Annotated in this window: 20 protein-coding genes and 1 pseudogene; 11 read left to right on the top strand and 10 right to left on the bottom strand. The window is 71.7% G+C overall.

Translation table 11 applies throughout. The features are described 5' to 3' along the window. The 4 genes and pseudogenes from AQJ54_RS46720 to AQJ54_RS17220 all read left to right on the top strand — a co-directional run. Positions 1-97 (top strand): annotated as a pseudogene (locus AQJ54_RS46720) (IS5 family transposase); the annotation flags it as partial. A gap of 206 nt (positions 98-303) precedes the next feature. Beyond that, the gene (locus tag AQJ54_RS17230) at positions 304-969 is read left to right on the top strand and encodes a M15 family metallopeptidase (RefSeq protein WP_062021935.1); all 666 of its coding nucleotides are present in this window, start codon (positions 304-306) and stop codon (positions 967-969) included. 145 nt (positions 970-1,114) lie between these two features. Beyond that, positions 1,115-1,597: an RNA polymerase sigma factor gene (locus AQJ54_RS17225; RefSeq protein WP_243659539.1), complete on the top strand. Its 483-nt coding sequence runs from the start codon at positions 1,115-1,117 to the stop codon at positions 1,595-1,597. 157 nt (positions 1,598-1,754) lie between these two features. Continuing rightward, positions 1,755-2,900, top strand: coding sequence for a C40 family peptidase (locus AQJ54_RS17220; RefSeq protein WP_062238277.1), 1,146 nt, complete (start codon positions 1,755-1,757; stop codon positions 2,898-2,900). Positions 2,901-2,965: 65 nt separating this feature from the next. On the opposite strand, the gene AQJ54_RS17215 is transcribed toward AQJ54_RS17220, so the two are convergent. Beyond that, on the bottom strand, positions 2,966-4,408 hold the full coding sequence (locus tag AQJ54_RS17215; protein WP_062238275.1) for a sensor histidine kinase: 1,443 nt from the start codon (positions 4,406-4,408) through the stop codon (positions 2,966-2,968). After that, positions 4,405-5,079 carry a response regulator transcription factor gene (locus AQJ54_RS17210; RefSeq protein WP_062021925.1) on the bottom strand — a complete coding sequence of 225 codons (675 nt, stop codon included), beginning with the start codon at positions 5,077-5,079 and terminating at the stop codon, positions 4,405-4,407. The genes AQJ54_RS17215 and AQJ54_RS17210 overlap by 4 nt, the downstream gene beginning before the upstream one ends. 172 nt (positions 5,080-5,251) lie before the next feature. On the opposite strand from AQJ54_RS17210, the gene AQJ54_RS17205 reads away from it, so the two are divergent. The 6 genes from AQJ54_RS17205 (at position 5,252) to AQJ54_RS17180 (ending at position 10,642) form a co-directional block, all read left to right on the top strand. Further along, entirely contained in the window at positions 5,252-6,592 is a 1,341-nt protein-coding gene (locus AQJ54_RS17205) for a ferredoxin reductase family protein (protein ID WP_079069881.1), read from the top strand. 10 nt (positions 6,593-6,602) lie between these two features. Then, positions 6,603-7,304 (top strand): FMN-binding protein, encoded by a 702-nt coding sequence (locus AQJ54_RS17200; RefSeq protein WP_062238272.1) that lies wholly within the window; start codon positions 6,603-6,605, stop codon positions 7,302-7,304. A 10-nt stretch (positions 7,305-7,314) separates the two neighbouring features. Next, entirely contained in the window at positions 7,315-8,052 is a 738-nt protein-coding gene (locus tag AQJ54_RS17195; protein WP_062238270.1) for an FAD:protein FMN transferase, read from the top strand. A gap of 108 nt (positions 8,053-8,160) precedes the next feature. Next, positions 8,161-9,291 carry an ABC transporter ATP-binding protein gene (locus AQJ54_RS17190; RefSeq protein ID WP_079069880.1) on the top strand — a complete coding sequence of 377 codons (1,131 nt, stop codon included), beginning with the start codon at positions 8,161-8,163 and terminating at the stop codon, positions 9,289-9,291. Next, positions 9,288-9,977 carry an ABC transporter permease gene (locus tag AQJ54_RS17185; protein WP_020133721.1) on the top strand — a complete coding sequence of 230 codons (690 nt, stop codon included), beginning with the start codon at positions 9,288-9,290 and terminating at the stop codon, positions 9,975-9,977. The genes AQJ54_RS17190 and AQJ54_RS17185 overlap by 4 nt, the downstream gene beginning before the upstream one ends. Continuing rightward, a complete protein-coding gene (locus AQJ54_RS17180; RefSeq protein WP_062021906.1) occupies positions 9,974-10,642 on the top strand; it encodes an ABC transporter permease in 669 nt (222 codons plus the stop codon). The genes AQJ54_RS17185 and AQJ54_RS17180 overlap by 4 nt, the downstream gene beginning before the upstream one ends. A 35-nt stretch (positions 10,643-10,677) precedes the next feature. Here AQJ54_RS17180 and AQJ54_RS17175 read toward each other — a convergent pair whose 3' ends face one another. The 4 genes from AQJ54_RS17175 to AQJ54_RS17160 are packed head-to-tail and all read right to left on the bottom strand — an operon-like array spanning position 10,678 to position 14,944. Further along, a complete protein-coding gene (locus AQJ54_RS17175) occupies positions 10,678-11,280 on the bottom strand; it encodes a GTP-binding protein (RefSeq protein WP_062021903.1) in 603 nt (200 codons plus the stop codon). Then, a complete protein-coding gene (locus tag AQJ54_RS17170) occupies positions 11,267-11,683 on the bottom strand; it encodes a DUF742 domain-containing protein (protein WP_020133718.1) in 417 nt (138 codons plus the stop codon). The genes AQJ54_RS17175 and AQJ54_RS17170 overlap by 14 nt, the downstream gene beginning before the upstream one ends. Before the next feature lie 19 nt (positions 11,684-11,702). Beyond that, positions 11,703-12,194 carry a roadblock/LC7 domain-containing protein gene (locus AQJ54_RS17165; protein ID WP_020133717.1) on the bottom strand — a complete coding sequence of 164 codons (492 nt, stop codon included), beginning with the start codon at positions 12,192-12,194 and terminating at the stop codon, positions 11,703-11,705. Beyond that, positions 12,191-14,944 (bottom strand): sensor histidine kinase, encoded by a 2,754-nt coding sequence (locus tag AQJ54_RS17160; RefSeq protein WP_062238265.1) that lies wholly within the window; start codon positions 14,942-14,944, stop codon positions 12,191-12,193. The genes AQJ54_RS17165 and AQJ54_RS17160 overlap by 4 nt, the downstream gene beginning before the upstream one ends. A gap of 385 nt (positions 14,945-15,329) precedes the next feature. Here AQJ54_RS17160 and AQJ54_RS17155 point away from each other — a divergent pair, with 385 nt between their 5' ends. Further along, the gene (locus AQJ54_RS17155) at positions 15,330-16,295 is read left to right on the top strand and encodes an ABC transporter substrate-binding protein (protein ID WP_062021897.1); all 966 of its coding nucleotides are present in this window, start codon (positions 15,330-15,332) and stop codon (positions 16,293-16,295) included. Positions 16,296-16,586: 291 nt separating this feature from the next. On the opposite strand, the gene AQJ54_RS17150 is transcribed toward AQJ54_RS17155, so the two are convergent. Genes AQJ54_RS17150 through AQJ54_RS17135 form a run of 4 tightly spaced genes read right to left on the bottom strand, consistent with a single transcriptional unit; the run spans position 16,587 to position 20,729 of the window. Next, complete coding sequence (locus AQJ54_RS17150; protein WP_062021895.1) at positions 16,587-17,183, bottom strand: GTP-binding protein; 597 nt, start codon at positions 17,181-17,183, stop codon at positions 16,587-16,589. Continuing rightward, entirely contained in the window at positions 17,170-17,529 is a 360-nt protein-coding gene (locus tag AQJ54_RS17145; protein WP_062238263.1) for a DUF742 domain-containing protein, read from the bottom strand. Before AQJ54_RS17145 ends, AQJ54_RS17150 begins: the two co-directional genes overlap by 14 nt. Position 17,530: 1 nt before the next feature. Then, positions 17,531-17,953 carry a roadblock/LC7 domain-containing protein gene (locus AQJ54_RS17140; RefSeq protein ID WP_030313681.1) on the bottom strand — a complete coding sequence of 141 codons (423 nt, stop codon included), beginning with the start codon at positions 17,951-17,953 and terminating at the stop codon, positions 17,531-17,533. A 10-nt stretch (positions 17,954-17,963) separates the two neighbouring features. Continuing rightward, the gene (locus tag AQJ54_RS17135; protein WP_062238261.1) at positions 17,964-20,729 is read right to left on the bottom strand and encodes a sensor histidine kinase; all 2,766 of its coding nucleotides are present in this window, start codon (positions 20,727-20,729) and stop codon (positions 17,964-17,966) included. Positions 20,730-20,749: the final 20 nt, after the last annotated feature.

Below are 20,749 nucleotides of genomic sequence, written 5' to 3'. Positions count from 1 at the left end.
CGCCCACCGCTCCGAAGCCATGGTTCACCTCGCGATGATCAACCTCATGACCCGTCGCCTCACCGCCGAATCCACCCCGAGCTGGCGCGGCACATGAACCGCCCTAATCCGGCAATCCGGGATGAAACAACGGAAGAAAACGCCCTCTAAAGGCGTGCCGCGTCGGGTTGTCGGGCGGGCGCAGGTTCGTTGTGGCTTGTCGCGCCGTTCCCCGCGCCCCTGACGGGGCGCTGCAAGGCCCCTGGACATGTGCTTGCAGGCGTTCTGCAGAGCAATTGCAGAGCCTCCCGCGACTCTGTTCCCGTGACCGACATCATCACGCTTGCCGACCCCCGGGTCGCCGCCGTCCGGCCGGACGAATGCGGTGAGCCCCTCGTCGATCTGCGGGTCGGCGGGCAGTTGCTGCTCGACGACCGGCAGGCCGACGCCGACGGCAGCTACGCGCATCTGCGAGCCGGAGCGCTGGAGCGGCTCGTGCGGGCGCAGCGGCTGCTGCCCGCGGGGATCCGGCTGCTGGTGGTCGAGGGGTACCGGCCGCCGGACCTCCAGCGCCGCTACTTCGAGCAGTACGCGGCCACCCTGCGCAAGGACCTCCCGGACGCGGGTCCCGAACGGATCCGTGAGCTGGCGAGCGCGTACATCTCACCGCCGGAGGTCGCCCCGCACGTCAGCGGCGGCGCGGTGGACCTGACCCTGTGCGACCGCACGGGCCGGGAACTGCCGCTCGGCACCGAGGTCAACGCCACCCCGGAGGAGAGCGGCGGCACCTGCCGCACCCACGCACCCGGCATCAGCGCCGAGGCGCGTGCGAACCGGGCCCTGCTCGGCCGCGTGCTCGGCGCGACCGGATTCGTCAACTACCCCACCGAGTGGTGGCACTGGTCGTACGGCGACCGCTACTGGGCGCTGCTGCGCCGGGTGCCGGCCGCCCGCTACGGCCCCGCCGACCCGCCCCGCCCCCCGGCCTGACCACCGGAGCGGGACAGCACCCGAAGGACACCGCACGGGATCACCTGACCTGCGTGATCCCCGCACGAAGAATCATCGCTAGGGGGAACGAGTGGACCACAGTCACACCAGCTGTCCGCCACCGACGCGTGAGGCCGACCACGGGATGAGCCCGAAGGACTTCGACGCCTCCTTCACGGCCGACATGCCGCGGCTGCGCCGACGGCTGCTCGCGCTGACGGGAAACCCGCACGACGCCGACGACCTGCTCCAGGAGACCTATCTGCGGCTCTCCCGACGAGCCCGCGCCCAGAACCTGACACGACAGCAGCACCCGTACGCCTACACCTGCGCCGTTGCCCTCAACCTGCTGCGCGACTCCTGGCAGCACCCCTCCCGGCGCGAGCGCACCACCGACGAACTGCCGGAATCCGGCTGGGACGGCGGGCTCGCCTCCTACGAGGCCTCCGCCACGGCCCTCGCGCTGCTCGGCATGCTCTCCGAGAAGGAGGCCGCCGCGGTCATCCTCGTCGATCTGGAGGGGCTCACCCACGACACGGCCGGGGAGCGGCTCGGTGCCCACCGCGGCACGGTCCAGCGCAACCGGCTGCGGGGCCTCGCCAAGATGCGCGCCGCGCTCCACAACTGATCCGGGAGGCACACCCCCACGGGGGTGGGGTGCGCCTCCCGGGTCTGACCTCGGGCGTCACCCGGTGTCCCGACCGGCATCCCGTCGGCGCCCGCCCCCTCGCACACCGCGAGCACCTCGACGTCATCTCGGCGTCCCTCGACGAAGGAAGAGTTCCTTGCAGACCATCAGCACGCGCCGCCGGACCAGCGGCGCGATCCTGGGCGCCTCGGCCCTGGCCCTCACCGCCTTCTTCTCCGCCCCGGCCCACGCGGCCCAGGCCACCGCGGACGCGAGTTGCGGCGTCCTCGCGCCCGGCGCCTCGGCCACCGCGCAGGCCGCCGTCGACGCGGCCTGTTCGCAGATCGGCGTCTGGTACAGCTGGGGCGGCGGCCACGCGGCCACCCCCGGCGCCAGCTACGGCTACTACGACGGCTCCGACCCGGACAGCCTCCACGACGGCGAACGCAAGGGCTTCGACTGCTCGGGCCTGATGCGCTACGCCTACTACCGGGCCACCGGCAAGGACCTGCTCAACGGCACCGCCGACGACCAGTTCCACACCTCGCAGGCCGCCGCCCGGTTCTCCGCCGGGCAGGGCACCGCCCCGCTGCTGCCGGGCGACCTGATGTTCTGGGGCAGCGGGCACATCCACCACGTGGCCATGTACCTGGGCAACGGCCAGATGGTCGAGGCCTACGAGTCCGGCACCCACATCCGGGTCACCTCGGTGCGCACCGGCGGCGACTACGCGGGCGCGGTCCGGATCAACGGCTCCGGCACCCCGATCCCGCCGCCCGCGAACGGTGGCACGGTCTTCGAGACCTGGGGCACCGGCGTGCGCACGCACCGCTCGCCGAGCGTGGGCTCCGACGTCGTCGACACCTTCCCCGGGCCGACGCAGGTGTCCGTGCAGTGCCAGCAGCACGCCGAGACCGTCACCGCCGAGGGCTACACCAACGACGCCTGGGCCAAGCTCGCCGACGGTTCCTGGGTCACCAACATCTACATCAAGGGCCCGGCCTGGCTGCCCGGCATCCCGGACTGCGGCGGCAGCAGCACCCCGCCGCCGTCCGGTGGCAGCAAGGCGTTCCAGACCTGGGGCACCGGGGTGCGCACCCACAGCGAGCCCAACGTCAACGCCGGTGTGGTCGACTACTTCGCACAGCCGACCACGGTCAACGTGGTCTGCCAGCGGCACGCCCAGACCGTCACGGCCGAGGGCTACACCAACGACGCCTGGGCCAAGCTCACCGACGGCTCGTGGATGACCGTCATCTACATCAAGGGCCCGGACTGGCTGCCCGGGGTGGCCACCTGCTGATCCGGTCACTCGCCCGACGCCTCGCCGGCCGACCGGCGAGGCGTCGGTGACGTGTTCGCCGTTCCTCAGCCGAGCGTCAGCGGGAGCGACACCGTGAACACGGTCGAGCCCGGCTCGCTCTCCAGGGTGATCGTGCCGCCGTGCGCCCGGATCAGGGAGCTCGCCACCGCGAGGCCGAGGCCGCTGCCGCCCCGGTCCCGGCTGCGGGCCTTGTCGACCCGGTAGAAGCGGTCGAAGACCCGCTCCTGGTCGGCGGCCGGGACACCGGGGCCCGCGTCCGCGATCCGTACCCGCGCGCTCCCGTCCCGCACCAGCACCCCGACCGACACCTCGGTGCCCGGCGGGGTGTGCACGGCCGCGTTGGTGAGGAGGTTGTCGAGGACCTGGCGGACCCGCTGCGGATCGAGCCGCAGCTTCAGGGCCTGCGGTCCCGGCACCACCGTCAGCGGATGGTCCGGGTGACTCGCCCGGAACGCGTCGGCCGCGTGCTCGACCAGTTCCACCAGGTCCACCTCGGCCGGGCGGAGCGGGGTCTCCACCTCCGCCGCGTCGAGGCGGGCGAGCAGCAGCAGGTCGTCCAGGAGGAAGCCCATGCGGGCCGCCTCGGCGCGCAGCCGGGCCAGGTGCTTGTCCCGCTCCTCGGGCGCGTTCGCGGCGGCGTACTGGAAGAGGTCCGCGTAGCCCCGGACGGACATCAGCGGCGTGCGCAGTTCGTGCGAGGCGTCCGCGACGAACCGGCGCAGCCGCTGCTCGGCCTCCGCGCGGACCGCGAGCGAGTCGTCGATGTGCTCCAGCATGGTGTTGAAGGCGGTGCGCAGTTCCTCGACCTCCGGACCGCCGCCCCGCTTGTCGGCGCGCAACGGCAGCCGGGCCGCCGTCTCGGACAGGTCGTGCGAGGCGATGCCGTGCGCGGTGTGCGCCATGTCGCTCAGTGGCTTCAGGCCGCGCCGCAGGACCTTGCGGCCGACCACGACGAGCGCCAGCAGGGCGAGCCCGAACGCGATCACCTGGACCGTGATCAGCCGCCGTACCGTGTCGTCGATCTCGCCCGTCGGGGCCCCGCTGACCAGGATCACGCCGGGTGTGACCTCGCAACTGCGCAGCCGGTACTCGCCCACGCCCGGGATGTCCTCGGTGCGCAGCACCTCGGTGTGCGCGGAGATCTGCGCCTTGGCCACGGCGGTGAGGCCGGTGACGTCCTCGGGGAGGTCGCCCGGCTCCTCGGGCCTGCGGAGCACGGGGGAGCCGTGCGACACGTCGTACACCGCGTAGTACCAGCCCCAGTACTTCTTGCCCGCGAGTGTGCCGTTCTCCGCGATGCTCCTGGACTGGGCGACCTGGGCCAGCCCCAACTGGTCGTCGAGCTGGTTCGACAGGTAGTCCCGCATATAGGTCGTCAGGGCCGTGCCGACCACGCCGAACACCAGCAGGGCCAGCGCCCCGAGGCCCAGCGCGAGCCGGGTCCCCAAGCGCATCCGGCGGTAGGCGGAACGCAGCCGCCGGATCATTCCGCCGCCTGCCGGATGACGTACCCGAAGCCCCGCACGGTGTGGATCAGCGGCGCCCTGCCGTCGTCGGGCTCGTCCAGCTTGCGGCGCAGCCGGCTGACGACCAGCTCGACGACGTTGGAGCGGCCGCCGAAGCCGTACTCCCACACGTGGTCGAGGATCTGCGCCTTGGTGAGCACGGTCGGCGACTTGCGCATCAGGTAGCGCAGCACCTCGTACTCGGTCGGGGTGAGCGTGACCAGCTTGTCGCCGCGGCGCACCTCGCGGGTGTCCTCGTCCATCGTGAGGTCCGCGACCCGGAGCACCGAGCGCTGGAAGCCGGGTCCGGCGCTGCGCCGCAGCACGGTCCGCAGCCGGGCCATCAGCTCCTCCACGGCGAACGGCTTGACCAGGTAGTCGTCGCCGCCCCGGGTCAGTCCGGCCACCCGGTCGGCGACCGCGTCCCGCGCGGTGAGGAACACCACCGGCACCATCGTGCCCGAGCGCCGCAGCCGGTCCAGGACACCGAAGCCGTCGATGTCCGGGAGCATCAGGTCGAGCACCACGATGTCCGGACGGAACTCCGCCGCACGGGCGAGCGCCTCCTCGCCGGAGTTCGCGGTGACCGCCTCCCAGCCCTCGTAGCGGGCGACGGTCGCGACGAGATCGGCGATCGGCGGGTCGTCGTCCACGACGAGGAGTCGTACTTTTTCCACCCGCTCATAGTGCTGCAACACGGCCGGAAAGCGGGCACGGGGTGGGCTCCCGGACCACATCGATAAGCTCTTGAAAGTTGTACGACAGCAAAACGACAGCTCCCCCCGGAGAAGCTCGACACCCAGGCCCCGATCAAGGAGCTCGTCCGTGACGACCGTCCAATCGCCCCCCTCGCCCCCCACGGCGATACAACGGCCCCGGGTGGTGGCCCGCACCGGTCTCTACGCCGTGCTGGCCGCCAACGCGGCCGTGGTCGCGTTCTTCTTCGCCCAGGCCGGCTTCGCCTCCAACGCGCTCATCGTGCTCGGCCGTCTGACCGGCCTGTACGCCGCGCTCGTCATGGCCTTCCAGCTGGTCCTGGTGGCCCGGCTGCCCTGGCTCGACCGCCGCATCGGCATGGACCGGCTGACGTCCTGGCACCGGTGGACCGGCTTCGCGCTGCTGTGGACGCTCCTCGCACACGTCGTCCTCATCGCCTTCGGCTACGCCGAGGGCACCGACGTGGGCCCGATCGGCGAGATCCTCGACCTGGCCGAGACCACCGAGGGCGTGCTCCGCGCGCTCGTCGCGTTCCTCCTGATCCTCGTGATCGGCGCCGTCTCCGCCCGCTTCGCGCGGCGCCGACTGGCCTACGAGACCTGGCACTTCATCCACCTGTACACCTACGTCGCCGTGGTGCTGGCCTTCACCCACCAGGTCGCCGTCGGCACCACCTTCACCTCCTCCCCGGTCGCCACCGGGTACTGGTACGGGGTCTGGGGCGTCGCGCTCGGCTCGGTGGTCCTCGGCCGCGCGGTGCTCCCGCTGTGGCGCAACTGGCGCCACCAGTTCCGGGTCACCGCCGTGGTCCCGGAGAGCGACAACGTCGTCTCGATCTACATCAGCGGCAAGGACCTCCACCAACTGCCCGCCCGCGCGGGCCAGTTCTTCCTGTGGCGGTTCCTGACCGCCGACCGCTGGTGGCAGGCCAACCCCTTCTCCCTGTCCGCCGCCCCCGACGGCAGGACGCTGCGGCTGACCGCCAAGGCGGCCGGCGAGGGCAGTGCGGCCCTCAGGCACGTCAAGGTCGGCACCCGCGTCTTCGCCGAGGGCCCCTACGGCGCGTTCACCGCCCTGCACCGCACCCGGCCGGAGTCCGTGTTCATCGCCGGCGGGGTCGGCGTCACCCCGATCCGGGCCCTCCTGGAGGAGATCCAGGGCCACGCCGTCGTGATCTACCGGGTCGGCTCCGACCGGGACGCCGTCCTCTACGACGAGCTGCGCGACCTCGCGCTCGCCAAGGGCGCCGAACTCCACCTGGTCACCGGGCCGCCGGTGCCCGACAAGCTGGCGGCGGGCGAACTGGCCCGGCTCGTGCCGGACATCGCCGAGCGGGACGTCTTCCTGTGCGGGCCGCCCCCGATGATGAACGCCGTGCTGGGCAGCCTGCGGGAGCTGAACGTGCCCAGGGCGCAGACCCACTTCGAGCGCTTCAGCCTGGCGGGATGAGGAAGAGACCGTGAAACGAGCCATACCCGTCGTCGTCCTGAGCATCGCGGGCCTGGTGCCCGTGTGGCTGTACCAGCCCTCGGCCGGCTCCTCCACCGTCCAGGCCACCACCCCGGCGCCGTCCTCGACGTCCTCCGGGTCCGCGGGCTCCTCCGGCGGCAACGTCGTCACGAGCTCGACGATCACCACCGAGAAGGGCCCGGTCCAGCTCCAGGTGACCTTCGACGGCACGAAGATCACCGCCGTCAAGATGCTCCAGCAGCCGGACCACCCGCAGACCGAGGCCGCGGTGCCGAAGCTGATTGCGGAGACCCTTGAGGCGCAGAGCGCGGACATCGACACCGTCTCGGGCGCGACGATCACGAGCGAGGCGTACAAGAAGTCCCTCCAGGCCACGATCGACGAGAACGCGAAGACGGCCGCGAAGGCTTCGGCGTCCCCGACCCAGGCGGCCTCCAAGACCGTCGACGGCACGGCGGTGGACACCGAGAAGGGCACCGTCCAGGTCCAGGTGACCTTCGAGGGCGACAAGATCAGCGCCGTGAAGATGCTCCAGCAGCCGAACCATCCGCAGACGACGGCCGCGGTGCCGAAGCTGGTCGCGGAGACCCTTGAGGCGCAGAGCGCGGACATCGACACCGTCTCCGGTGCGACCATCACCAGTGAGGGCTACAAGGAGTCCCTCCAGGCGGCGATCGACGCGAAGGGCTGAGAAACCGACCATGCTGCACCGCGTCGAACACGTCATGGGCTTCCCCGTCTCGCTCCGGGTCGACGACGAGCACGTCCCCGAGTCGGCCGCGGACGCGGTCTTCGCGTGGCTGCGCGAGGCCGACGCACGGTTCAGTCCGTTCAAGGAGGACAGCGAGGTGTCGCGGTACGACCGCGCCGAGCTGTCCGAGGACGCGCTGAGCGCTGATCTGCGCGAGATCCTCGACCTGTGCGAGCACTACCGTCGCGCGACCGGGGGAGCCTTCGACGTACGGCCCCCCGGTCGCCGTCTCGACCCCTGCGCGGTGGTCAAGGGCTGGTCGGTGCAGCGGGCGGCGGAACTCCTGAAGCAGGCCGGCGCTTCCCGCTTCGTCCTGAACGCCGGCGGTGACGTGGTCACCGCCGGCGGCCCCTGGCGGGTGGGCGTACGGCACCCCGAGCACGCCGACCAGCTGTGCACGGTGCTGTCGCTCACCGACGGGGCGGTCGCGACCTCCGCGTGCTACGAACGCGGCGACCACATCCACGACGCCCGCACCGGCCGCCCGGCGACCGGCCTGCTCAGCCTGACGGTCGTGGCCGCCACGCTCACCGAGGCCGACTCGGTCGCCACCGCGGCCTTCGCCCTGGGCCCCGAGGGCGTCGACTGGGCCGCCGCCCTGCCCGGCTGCGAGGTGTTCGCGGTGGACGCGGAGCGCCGCGTGCTGCGGACCCCCGGCTTCCCGACGGCCGAGGCGAAGGCGGCTTAACGGGTCGCCGCGCGGTGCTGAAACACTGGGCGTCTAGACTCTGCCGGACGGCCTTTCGAGTGGCCGGAAGTGGTCAAACCCGGCCAGACCCGAAGGGTATTCGGCGCCTTGATACGGATAGATTCAGTCACCAAGCGGTACCCGGACGGCACGGTGGCGGTCGACCGGCTCTCGTTGGAGATACCCGACCGCTCGATCACCGTCCTCGTCGGTCCCTCGGGCTGCGGCAAGACGACGACCCTGCGGATGATCAACCGGATGGTCGAGCCCAGCGAGGGCACCATCCTGATCGACGGCAAGGACAGCCGTCAGCAGCCGGTCAACACGCTGCGCCGGTCCATGGGGTACGTCATCCAGAACGCCGGCCTCTTCCAGCACCGCACGATCGTCGACAACATCGCCACCGTGCCCCGGATGCTGGGCTGGGGCAAGGACAAGGCACGTGCCCGGGCACGGGAGTTGATGGAGCGGGTCGGGCTGGACGGCTCGCTCGCCAAGCGGTACCCCTACCAGCTGTCCGGCGGCCAGCAGCAGCGCGTCGGGGTGGCCCGCGCCCTCGCCGCCGACCCGCCGGTCCTCCTGATGGACGAGCCGTTCTCGGCCGTCGACCCCATCGTGCGCAAGGGCCTCCAGGACGAACTCCTGCGCATCCAGGACGAGTTGGGCAAGACCATCGTCTTCGTCACCCATGACATCGACGAGGCCGTCAAGATCGGCACGATGGTCGCCGTGCTGCGCACCGGCGGCAAGCTCGCCCAGTACGCATCGCCCGCCGAACTCCTGTCGAACCCGGCCGACGCGTTCGTCGAGGACTTCCTCGGCGCCGACCGGGGCATCCGCCGGCTCTCCTTCTTCGGCTCGGCCGGACTGCTGCTGCACACCGGCCCGGTCGTCGCGGTCGACGCAAGCGCCGAGCAGATCGCCGCCCGCACCACCGACGAGGCCCCCTACCTCCTCGTCACCGACGTGGACGGCCGCCCCCTCGGCTGGAGCGAGCCGCGTGACCTGACCGCCGGGAGCGTCGACACCGCCCGACTGCTGCCCTACGGGCGGCCGTTCGTCGCCGGTACGGACTCCCTGCGGGCCGCGCTGGACTGCGCGGTGCTCTCGCCCACCGGGTGGGCGGTCGGCGTCGACGCCGAGGGCCGGGTGGCCGGAGTCGTCTCCCAGCAGGCCATCGGCGAGGCCATCCGCGGGGCGCACGCGGAGGGCCGTACCGACTCCGAGGCCGTGCGGTGAACGGCTTCTTCGACATCCCCAGCGACCTCCAGCACAGCTGGCTCGGGCTGATCGGCCTGCACCTCAGGGAGGCCCTGCTGCCGGTCCTCGCCGGACTGGTGATCGCCCTGCCGCTGTCCCAGCTGTGCGTGCGCTTCCGGTGGCTGTACCCGCCGGTGCTGTGGGTGACGACCGTGCTGTACGCCATCCCCTCACTGGCCTTCTTCGTCGTCCTCATCGACTACACCGGCCAGACCGAGCTCACGGTGATGATCCCGCTCACCGTCTACACCCTCGTCATCCTGGTCCCGGCGATCGTCGACGGCGTCCGCTCGGTGCCCCAGGAGACCCTCGCCGCCGCGACCGCCATGGGCTTCGGACCCGTACGCCGCTACCTCCAGGTCCAGCTGCCCATCGCGGTGCCCGCCATCATCGCGGGGCTGCGGGTGGCGACCGTGTCGAGCATCTCGCTGGTCAGCGTCGGCGCCCTCATCGGCAACCAGGGCGCGCTCGGCAACCTCATCAACGACGCCAACATCTACAACCGGCCCGAGCTCGCCGTGAACGCCGTCCTCACCATGGCGGTCCTCGCGATCCTCGCCGACGGGCTGCTGGTCGTCGTACGCCTGCTCCTGACGCCGTGGATGCCGAGCGGCGCGCGGGCGCGCCGCGCGCAGCGGCCCGAACCGGAGGTCGCCGCCCGGTGAACGTCCTCAACTTCGTCAACGCGTTCTTCAGCGACGGCGCCCACTGGCAGGGCTACGACGGCATTCCCACCCGGCTCGGGGAGCACGTCCAGTACACCCTCCAGGCGCTCGCCATCGCCGCCCTGATCGGGCTGCCGGTGGGGCTCGTCACCGGGCACTACGGGCGGGGCGGCAACGCGCTGGCCTTCATCGCCGTCGCCGGGCGGGCCCTGCCCACCTTCGGTCTGCTGGTGCTGATGACGCTGATGCTCGGGTTCGGGCTGATCAACGTGATGATCCCGCTGGTGGTGCTCGCCGTGCCGCCGATCCTCGTCACCACCTACGAGGCGATGCGGTCGGTGGACCCCGCGCCGGTGGACGCGGCGCGGGGCATGGGCATGCACGAGGTGGAGGTCCTCTTCCGGGTCGAACTCCCGGTCGCCCTCCCGCTGATCCTCGGCGGGCTGCGCTCCGCGGCCATCCAGATCGTCTCCACGGCCACGATCGCCGCGTACGTCTCGCTGGGCGGGCTCGGACGGTACATCGTGGACGGGCTGTACCAGCGCAACTACGAGAAGGTCGTGGGCGGGGCGACGCTGGTCGCTGCGCTGGCGCTGGTCACGCTGGCGGTGTTCTGGGGGATCACCCGGCTGACGGTTTCCCGCGGAGTGCTCAGGAGCAACTAGGCGGGGGACCGGGGGACTTGCCCCGGTCCTCGGCCTCACTCCCCGGTACGGGCCAGGGCCTGTTCCAGGACGACCAGCAACGCGTCCCGCACCGAGCCCCGTTCCCTCGCGTCGAAGACCAGTACCGGGACGCGGTCGTTGACGTCGAGGGCCCAGCGGACCTCGTCCAGGGTGTGCTCGACCTTGCCGTCGAAGGCGTTGACGGCGACCGCGAACGGGATCTGCTTGTGCTCGAAGTAGTCGACCGCGGCGTAGCAGTCGTCGAGGCGCCGGGTGTCGACGATGACCAGGCCGCCCACCGCGCCCTCGACGATGTCGTCCCACATGAACCCGAAGCGCTCCTGACCGGGCGTGCCGAACAGGTACAGCTTCAGCGTCGGGTCGACGGTGATGCAGCCGAAGTCCATCGCGACCGTGGTCGTCGTCTTGCGCGGGGTGTGGCTGAGGTCGTCCACGCCCGCGGCGACCTCGGTGATGGCGGCCTCGGTGGTCAGCGGCTCGATCTCGGAGATGGAGCCGACCGCGGTGGTCTTGCCCACCCCGAAGCCGCCCGCGATCACCATCTTGACCGGCAGCGGCGGTCGTACGGCGGCGGAGGCCGCGGCCGAGGGCCGGAAGGCCGGTTCAGTCGGTGTCACGGAGAACCCCTCGGGAGTCGGGGATGGCGCGCAGGCCGTCGATCAGCCTGCGCAGGACGGACGCGTCGTGGGTGACGTCGGAGTCGGGCACGTGCACTGTCAGCTGCCCTGCCGTGCGCAGGTCCTCGGCGAGGATCCGCACCACGTTCAGATGCAGCCGCAGCCGGGCCGCGATCTCCGCGATGGACTGCGGGATCCGGCACGCGGCCACGATGTCGTGCTGTTCGAAGGACAGCCGGTCGAGCACGGCGAGACCCTCGGCGGTGGCCACCACCTGGGTCTCCACGGGCATCGTCCGGCCGGACGGATCGGGTGCCACCCGGCCGGCGGTGACGAGGAACGGCCGTACGGCGGGCACGGGACCGCCGGGCTCCGGGTCCGGAGGCGTGCTGCCGTCCGCCATGACTGCGCTTCCTCCTCGGTCAGCGCTTCGACGTCGCGCCGACGCTGTTCTTCAGCTCCAGCACGAGCTGGGGGCTGAGCGCGGCACCGGCACGGTTGGCGAACAGCGTCATCTCGTAGGCGATGTTGCCGAGCTTGGCCTCCTTGTCGGTGACGACACCGAGCACGGCGCCGCTGCCGATCGCGGAGACCAGGACATGGCCGCCCTCCAGGTCGATGATGACCTTGTTCAGGCCGCCGAGACCGTAGTTGCCGGAGGCGCCGGCGGCCAGGCTCGTGATGCCGGAGACGATCGCGGCGAGGCGTTCGGAGTCCGCGTGCTCACGCAGCTCCGAGACGGCTATGAGGAGGCCGTCCGAGGACACCGCGATGGCGTCGACGACACCCGCGGTCTCCGTCGCGAAACGGTTCAGCAGCCAGGTGAAGTCGGCCGCGGCGGCCTGAAGCTCGGCCGGCGTGGTGCCTGCCGTCGGGGTGCCTCCGGTCGGGGTGCCACCTGTGGACGTGCTCACTGCTCCGCTCCTTCCGTGGAGTGGTTCTGTTCGTGCGGGGGGTTGGACGCGGTCGGGTGGGTTTCCACGGTGTGGCTCGGTACCGGTCTGGTGTGGCTGCCGGTGTCCCGGTGGGCGCGCTCCACGGCCGCCTCGAACTCGTCGAGCTCGTCGCGTACCGCCTTCGCGTCGGCGGGCCGGGGAGCGGCGGTCTTCGGTACGACGTCGGCGCCGAGGGTGGTCCGCAGGGTGGCCCCGCGGACGCGGCGACGCAGCGGACGGGCGCCGGCGGAGTCGTCCGCCGTACCGGAGGCCTCGGCGGGCACCGCCGGCGCTCCGGCGCGGGCCTTGGGGACGTACGGGTGGGTGGAGGAGGGGGTGCCGGAGGCATCGGCCGCCGGTGCCGGGTCCGGGGCGTTCGAGACCCCGTCCCGGTGCGGGACCCTGCGCGGGAGCGGCCCGGGCTCGCCGTCGACCGGGGCGTTCGCCGGTCCCCGGCCGGTCGGGGCGGCGGCACCGGTCGACATGAGGGCAGTGCGGGGGGTGAGAGCAGTGCTCGGCGCGGGTGAAGCGCCTTCCGCACCTGAATCGGCGCGCACAGCAAGGGAGTTCGGCACCGGGACGGCGTCCGCCGCGGCCGCCGTACGGGAATCCGCGACCGTGCCGGACAGCGCACCGGTGTGCACGTCCGCCGCGGCTGCCGTACGGGTGTCGGCCGCCGTGTCCGACAGCGCACCGGTGTCCGCGGTCGCCGCGGTACCGGCGGCGGCCACCGCCAGCGGGCTCATCGTCAGCAGGAGGGAGGACGGGATCGTCACCTCGGCCGTCACACCCCCGCCGGGGGTGCGGGACAGGGTGACGCCGACCTCCCAGCGGCGCGCCAGCGTGCCGACGACGAAGAGGCCGAGGACCTTCGTCGGGACCAGGTCGAGCCGTTCACGGCGGATGAGACGGGCGTTCTCCTCCGCCAGGCGCTCGGCGCTCATGCCGAGACCGTGGTCGGAGATCACCACCAGCGCACCCTCGTGGCTGTCCTTGACGATCACCTCGACCGGGCTGCCCGCGGGGGAGAACGACACCGCGTTCTCCACGAGTTCGGCCACCATCAGCGTGAGGTCGCCGATGATGTCCGGCTCGACCATGACCTCCGTGCCGGCCTGGAGGGAGACCCGCTGGAAGCCCTCGATCTGGCCGAGCGCGACCCGGACGACGTTGGTCAGGGCGAGCGGACCCGAGTCCAGGACGGTCTCGCGGATGCCCGCGAGCAGCATCAGGCTGTCGGCGTTGCGGCGCAGGCGCACCGCGATGTGGTCGATGCTGTAGAGGCGTTCCAGCAGCGCCGGGTCGGTCTCACCGCGCTCGACCGCGTCGATCAGCGCCAGCTGCCGGGTGGTCAGGTTGCTGACCCGGCGGCCCACGTTGCCGAACATCTCGGCGACGTTGCGCCGGCTGAGGACCTGGCGTTCGAGCAGCGCGACCGCGGTCGTCTGCACCTGGTTGAACACGTCGGCGAGGTCACCGATCTCGTCCTTCGCGGTGACCGGCATCTCCTGGAGCCGGGGTGTCCCGGTGTCCTCGGTGTCGTCGTCGGCGACCCGCGCCAGCTCCCGGCCCGCCACCTCGGCGACCTGCCGGGCGGCACCGGTCAGCGCCTGCACCGGCCGCACCACCGAGCGCCGTACGGCGACCGAGAAGGCCAGCCAGAGCACGAAGCCGAGCAGGGCCGAGCCGAGCAGCCAGAACGCGTTGGTGCGGGCGTCCCGGGAGGCGGTGTCGGCGCGGTCGGCGATCTGGTCGATCAGCGAGGTGGTGGTCTTCAGCCGGGTCCGGGCCTGGGTGCGGTAGTCCGGGTAGGAGTCGAGCGCGGTCTGGAAGGCGGCCTTGATCTCGGCCGGGCTCTCCGCCTGGAGCGACCCGGGGTCGATCTGGAGCTCCGCGTACTGCTGGGCGATCGTCGCCTGGGCGCTGTTGTGCTCGATGTCGCCGAGTGCCTCGGTCTGCTCCGGGGAGGCGAACCGGCCGAACCGCTCGACCTGGTGGGTGTACTCGTCGTAGGACCCGATGGCGCCGATCAGCTCGATCAGGGCGTTGGAGTCGCCGGTGGTCGCGGAGAAGACACCGGTCTCGAACGAGCCGTGCGCGGCGTCGGCGCGCAGCAGCGAGTCGAGGAGGTTGCCGGTGAAGGTGGCCGCGAGCGCCGGGTTGCGGTCCAGCCCGAGTCCGTCGATCAGACCCTTGGCCGCGTCGCTGTAGGCCGGGTCGATGTTGTCGGCGGGCAGGTACGCCTTCTCGATGGTGTTGCGCAGGTCCTCCAGGCCGTCGACCTCGCGCAGCGCCTCGGCCTCCTCGTCGGGCAGCCGGCCCCCGAAGGTCCTGCGGACCTGCTCGACCTGGTTGTCCACGCGGATCTGGGCCTCGCGGTAGGCGGTCTGCGAGGGGGTGTCGCCGGGCCGGTTGGACTGGTGGCGCACCGAGAGCAGGACGGCCTGCTGGTGCTCGGCCTCCAACTGGCCCACCAGCTTGGCCACCTGGGCGCTGTCCCGCACCAACTGGGCTGCCTTGGCGGCGTCCTGGGACTGGCCGATCTGGTCGGCGAAGAGATAGGCCAGCAGCGCGGCGACCACCGCGAGCGGCACGCCCACCAGGATGTTGAGCTTGCGCCGGAACGGCCAGCGCTCGGCGAAGTCCCGCAGGCCCCGGTCGTCGCGTGTCCTGCCCCGGCTCGGCGGCGGTGCCGACCGGGTGGACGCGTCCACCTCGTTCGTGGACACCAGCCCTCCTTCGTGGATGTCCCGGCCGACGCGCGAGGAAAGCGCGTGACCGATTCTGATCGCAACGGGACAGTGCATAGGGATACCTGAGTGGCTCCTGCACGCCTGTGTGACCGGCGCCAACTTCGGCGAGACTACAGCCTCTTCGGACAGCGCTTCCCGCCACCCCGAGTCAAGAATCCGTTACAACCTCTCGGCGCCCCGCGCGCCGGTTTCGCCTTTCCTTCACAACCGGATGGAGATGGAGGCCAATTGTGACCAGGTCGGTCTTGACTGGGCGAGAACAGGCTGGATTGGATCAGTCCAAAGGCTTCCCCCGAGGCCGAGGGCTTCACCGCAAGCTCCCTGAATCCCCTTGAGTCCCCCAGAGTCCGGAACGGGAATCGTGACTGTTACCGCCGTACACCGCAGGTCCCTCAGGAAGAACCCCGGCCTGGCCGCCGTCGCGCTGGCCGCCGCCACGGTCCTGCTGGCGGGATGCGGTTCTTCCGACAAGTCCTCCGACCCTCTCAACGAGGACAGCGCGGGTGCCGGCAGCGGCGACACCGTCGTCGTCGGCGCCAACAACTTCGCCGAGAGCACCCTGCTCGCCGACATCTACGGCGAGGCCCTCAAGGCCAAGGGCATCAAGGTCAGCTACAAGCCCAACATCGGCAGCCGCGAGACCACGTACGGCCTGCTGAAGAACGGCTCGATCACCGTCCTGCCCGAGTACAACGGCTCGCTGCTGGCCTACCTGGACAAGGACGCCGCGCAGGAGTCGACCGAGGCCGTGAACACCGCGGTCAAGGCCAAGCTCGACCCCAAGCTGACGGTACTCGACTCGGCGCCGGCGGAGGACAAGGACTCGGTCACGGTCAACGCGGCGACCGCGAAGAAGTACAACCTGACCGACGAGTCCACGCTCGCCGACCTCAAGAGCATCGCCGGGGAACTGGTCATCGGCGGCTCGCCCGAGTTCCAGACCCGGCAGCAGGGTCTGCTCGGCCTCGAGTCGGAGTACGGCCTGAAGTTCAAGTCCTTCAAGGCGCTCGACGCGGGCGGTGCGCTGACGCAGGCGGCGCTGAAGAAGAACACCGTGCAGGCCGCGGACATCTTCACGACCGACCCGACCATCACCAAGGAGAAGTTCGTCGTCCTGAAGGACCCGAAGAACCTCTTCGGCTTCGCCAACGTCACCCCGCTCGTATACAAGTCCGGTCTCAGCAAGGACGGCGTGGCCGCGCTGAACGCGGTCTCCGCCAAGCTGGATACGCAGGGACTCCTCGCCATGGACCTCCAGGTCCAGCTGGAGAACAAGGACCCGCTGGACGTGGCGAAGGCCTGGCTGAAGACGAACGGCCTGGGCTGACACCCTCTCGCCGGGCCGCGGCCCCTCGCCGTGCACCGGTGGCCGGGCCCGACGGCCCGGCCACCGGGTCTGCCGGGGTCTGTTCGGCGGATTTCGTCGGCGTCACGGGGTCCGGCACGCCGATCCGCGGCGATCTCGTCGGTCGCCGGCTCCCTCACGCTCGAACGACCTCGCGCGGGAGGGGCCCCGTCGCGTCGCCCTCCTCTGCCTTGCGGCTCGCCGCACCAGACGCCGCTCAACTGGGCCGATCGGCACCGGTCCCTGCAGCCTGCCTGAACCCCCGGACAGGCCCTAGTCGTCGACCGCCGCGGCGATCAGCAGGTCCATGAGGGCGATCAGGACGTCCCGGGAGGAGTCGCGGCGGCGTGCGTCGCACAGGACCACCGGGACGTGCTCCGGCAGCGCGAGGGACTCCCTGATGTCCTCCGCGGGGTAGGGGTGCCGGCCGTCGAAGCCGTTCACGGCGACGACGAAGGGGATGCGCCGGCGCTCGAAGAAGTCCACCGCGGCGAAGCTCGACTCGGGGCGGCGGACGTCGATCAGGACGACCGCGCCCAGGGCGCCCACCGCGAGGTCGTTCCACATGAACCAGAACCGCTGCTGGCCCGGGGTGCCGAACAGGTAGAGCACCAGTTCGTCGCTGATGGTGATCCGGCCGAAGTCCATGGCCACGGTGGTGGCCCGCTTCTGCTCGATCCCGGCGAGGTCGTCGACGCCCAGCCCGGCGACGGTGAGCGGTTCCTCGGTGCGCAGCGGTTTGATCTCGCTGACCGAGCCGACCATCGTGGTTTTGCCGACGCCGAAGCCCCCGGCGATCAGAATCTTGACGGTGTCGGGCGGAGCGGGAGTCTCAGCGGTCTCGCGGATGCGCGTCTCAGAGCCGGCCAAGGCCTTCCCTCACTTTCTGCAACAGGTCCAGATCCGGGCTGCGGGGCGAGACCGGGCGCGGGGGATGCGCGGTGATCAGGCCCGCCTCCAGCAGATCGCAGAGCATGATGACGACCACGCTGACCGGCAGGTCCAGCAGCGCGGCCAGTTCCGCCACGGCGACCGGGCGGACGCACCGGCGCAGGATGCGGCTCTGCTCGGGTTGCGGGCGCCGGGCCCGCTCCGGTGGCGGGTCCACCGCGGTCACCGTCGTGATGAGGGTGAAGTCGGCACGGCTGGGCCGCGTCCGTCCGCCGGTCAGGGCGAACGGCCGCACCAGCCGGCCCGCCGCGTCGCTGTCGGTCACCTCACCCGCCGGTGGGGCCGATGCCGGCCCGCGGTGCCGCGCTGAGGTGCTCGCCGATCTTCTTCACCAGCATGTTCATCTGGTACGCCACGACACCGACATCGGCGTTCGGCCCGGTGAGGACGACGAGGTGCGCGCCGGGCCCGGCCGAGGTCAGGATCAGGAAGCTGTTGGCCATCTCGATGAGCGCCTGGCGCACCGGGCCGCCCCGGAAGTCCATGCTGACGCCCTTGCTGAGGCTCATCAGACCGGACGCGGTCGCCGCCAGCCGCTCGGCGTCGTCGCGCAGGAACCCGGTGGACTTGCTGACGACCAGCCCGTCCTCGGAGAGCACGACGGCCTGCGTCACGTCGGCGACCCGCTCCACGAGTCCGGTGAGCAGCTGGTCCAGCTGGGTGTGCGTGGCGGGGGTGGGGCGTGTCATGGCGTGTCCTTCATGAGCGATCGGTGTGGGGACCGCGGGCGGCGACGGCCGGGTCCTGCGGGGCGTCCTGGGGGCCTTCGGGGGGCTCGCGGTCGCCGGGGGTGCCGAGCGGGTCCGTCCCGTACGCGGTGACCTCTTTCGGTACGTCGGCTGCGGCGCTGTCGGCGACCGGGTCCCGCGAGCTCTCCGGATCCTGCGAACCCTCCGGGTCCTGCGGGCCGTCGAGGGCGTCGTCCTCGTCGCGGGCGCGTCGGGTGCCACGCTGGAACCCGGCGAGCGAGGAGGCCGCGTGGTCCGCCGTGAAGTCCTCGGTGTCGCACTCCTCCGCACCGGCGTCCGGGGCCTCCTCCCGCAGCTCCACGGCGAGGCTGGTCTGCGGCACCCGCCGGGGCAGCGGGGCGAGCCCGTCGGCCCGGGGGGCGGTGACAGCGGCCCCGGCACCGTGGGCGTCCTGCGGGTTCTGCGCGCCCTGAGCGTCCTGCGCGCGCGCCGAGTCCGCCGCGTCCGGGCCGACCGTGCCCGAGGAACGGCCCATGCCGTCTTCGCCGTTCGTGCCGCCTTCCCCGGCAGCCGCCGGGACCCCGCCGTGCTCCGCCCCCGCCGTGTCCGGCGAGCTCGGGAGCGCCGTGGAGTCCGTCGTACCGGCACCGGCCGCCGTGCCCGCCGTACGGCCCGCTCCCGCCGTGCCCGCCGTACGGCCGGCTCCCGCCGCGCGCGCCGTCCTCGCGGGGCCGCTCGACACCTCCGCGAGCCCGTCCGCCGCACCCGGGTCGCCGTACGAGGCACCGCCGGAGCCTGTCGCACCGGCGGAGCCCGTCGCACCGGCGGCGCCCGAAGCGTCCGCCCCGGCCTCGTCCCGTACGACGATCTCGTGCGGGATCAGCACGATCGCCGTCGTCCCCCCGTACGGCGAGGACCGCAACGTCACCTGGATGCCGTGGCGGTTGGCGAGCCGGGCGATGACGAACATGCCGAGGCGGAGGTCGTCGGCGAGGGCGACCACGTCGAACTTGGGCGCCTCGGCCAGGTGGGTGTTGAAGGAGGCGTACTCCTCCTCCGACATGCCGAGCCCCCGGTCCTCGACCTCGACGACCAGCCCCTTGGCGACCAGCCCCGCCCGCACCCCGACCGGGCTCGGCGCGGGGGAGTACAGCGTGGCGTTCTCGATCAGCTCGGCCAGCAGGTGGATCACGTCCGCGACCGCGGGCGGCGCCAGGCAGACCTCCTCGTCGGTGTGCACCTCGACCCGCTGGTACTCGGCGACCTCGCCCACCGCGCTGCGCAGGATGTCGATCAGCGCGACCGGCTCGGTCCAGCTGCGTCGTGGCTGCCCGCCGCTGATGATGACCAGGTTCTCCTCGTACCGCCGCAACTGGCTTGCCGTGGAGTCCAGTTCGTACAGGCCCGCCAGGACGTCCGGGTCCTGGTGCTCGCGCTCCAGCGTGTCCAGCCTGCTGAGCTGGAGGTTGACGAGGTTCTGGCTCTGCCGGGCGATCCCGAGGATCACCTTCTGGAACCCCCGCCGGGTGTCGGCGAGTTCGACGGCGGTCTCCACGGCCGTCCGCTGTGCCGTGTTGAACGCCTTGGCCACCTGGCCGAGTTCGTCCGGGCCGTAGTCCAGTTCCGGCGCGGCCCTGTCCACGTCGACCTTCTCGCCCCGCTCCAGCCGCGCCACCACGTCCGGCAGCCGCTCCTGCGCGAGACCCAGCGTGGCCATCCGCAGGCCGCGCAGGCGCCGGGACAGCGAACGGGTGATCCGCCACGACATGACCAGGCAGATCAGCAGCGCGATCAGTCCGGCGGCGCTGAGCGTGGCGGCCGTCAGGAGCTGCTCGTGGGCCTTGTCCGCGCTCCTGGTCAGCAGTCCCGAGGTCTGCTGCCGGATCAGGGCGCTGTAGCGGACGGAGACCTCGGCCACCGCGGCCGTCCACCGCTTGCGCGCGTTCGGCAGGGCCACCTGCCCCGTGCCGTCGGACGGCCGTGCGGCCAGCACCTGGTCCTCGACGGACAGCAGGGTCTGCCAGTCCTCGCTCGCGAGGATCTGCTCGGTCTGTGTCTTCGCGCTGCCGCTCAGCGCGGGCACGATCTGGTCCTCGACCAGCCAGCGGCGCGTGTTCACCAGTTGGACGAATTCCTCCCAGTCCTTCTCGCCGAGGTGCCCGGAGGGCCAGGCCAGGGTGAGTTCGACGTCCTCCTGGGAGGTCAGCTCGGCCGCGTGTTCCAGGGCGACGAGCGGACCGGCCTGCGAGGTGAGGTCGCCGTCGTCGACCTGGGAGAGCTGCTGGAAGGCGTGGATCTGGTCGTCGATGATCGACGTGTACTGGTCGAGGGCCTGCTCGGCGGTGATGTCGGTGGGGTGGTCCACCTGGCCGCGGTAGTACTCCAGGCTGCCGACCGAGCCGAGGACCGAGTACAGCTTGTCGGCGACGCGCGCGGGCGCCTGCTGGATCTGGTCGGAGTGACCGACGAGCTGGGCCACCGCCTTGTCGGTGTCCGCGCGCTTGCGGTCCAGCACCGCCCGCGCGCCGGGCACCCCGGTGAGCCAGGCGGCGGAGGCGGCACGCTCCCCCTGGAGCGCGAGCGTGGTCTCGGTGCCCATCGCGCCGGTCGACCGGCTGAGATCCGTCTGCGAGCGCAGCCGCAGGCCCTCCGAGAACAACTGCGTGGTCGTCACACCCCACATGGCGGCGAGCGTCACGCTCGGCACCAGCGCCAGCAGGATGAGGGAGAGACGTATGGAACCGAGGCGGCGCCGGGCACCTTTCCGGTCGGGCATGGTCGTCCTTGGGCGGTCAG

This window comes from Streptomyces griseorubiginosus (assembly GCF_001514195.1).
Taxonomy (GTDB): domain Bacteria; phylum Actinomycetota; class Actinomycetes; order Streptomycetales; family Streptomycetaceae; genus Streptomyces; species Streptomyces griseorubiginosus.
This window is presented reverse-complemented; position numbering and strand designations above follow the sequence as displayed.

Bases quoted from the DNA above. Each gene is read 5' to 3' on its own strand.
- AQJ54_RS17170 (WP_020133718.1), bottom strand. From the start codon at position 11,683: ATGGCGGACGGCAGCACGCCTCCGGACCCGGAGCCCGGCGGTCCCGTG.
- AQJ54_RS17225 (WP_243659539.1), top strand. From the start codon at position 1,115: ATGAGCCCGAAGGACTTCGACGCCTCCTTCACGGCCGACATGCCGCGG.
- AQJ54_RS17140 (WP_030313681.1), bottom strand. From the start codon at position 17,953: ATGACACGCCCCACCCCCGCCACGCACACCCAGCTGGACCAGCTGCTC.
- AQJ54_RS17195 (WP_062238270.1), top strand. From the start codon at position 7,315: ATGCTGCACCGCGTCGAACACGTCATGGGCTTCCCCGTCTCGCTCCGG.
- AQJ54_RS17135 (WP_062238261.1), bottom strand. From the start codon at position 20,729: ATGCCCGACCGGAAAGGTGCCCGGCGCCGCCTCGGTTCCATACGTCTC.
- AQJ54_RS17215 (WP_062238275.1), bottom strand. From the start codon at position 4,408: ATGATCCGGCGGCTGCGTTCCGCCTACCGCCGGATGCGCTTGGGGACC.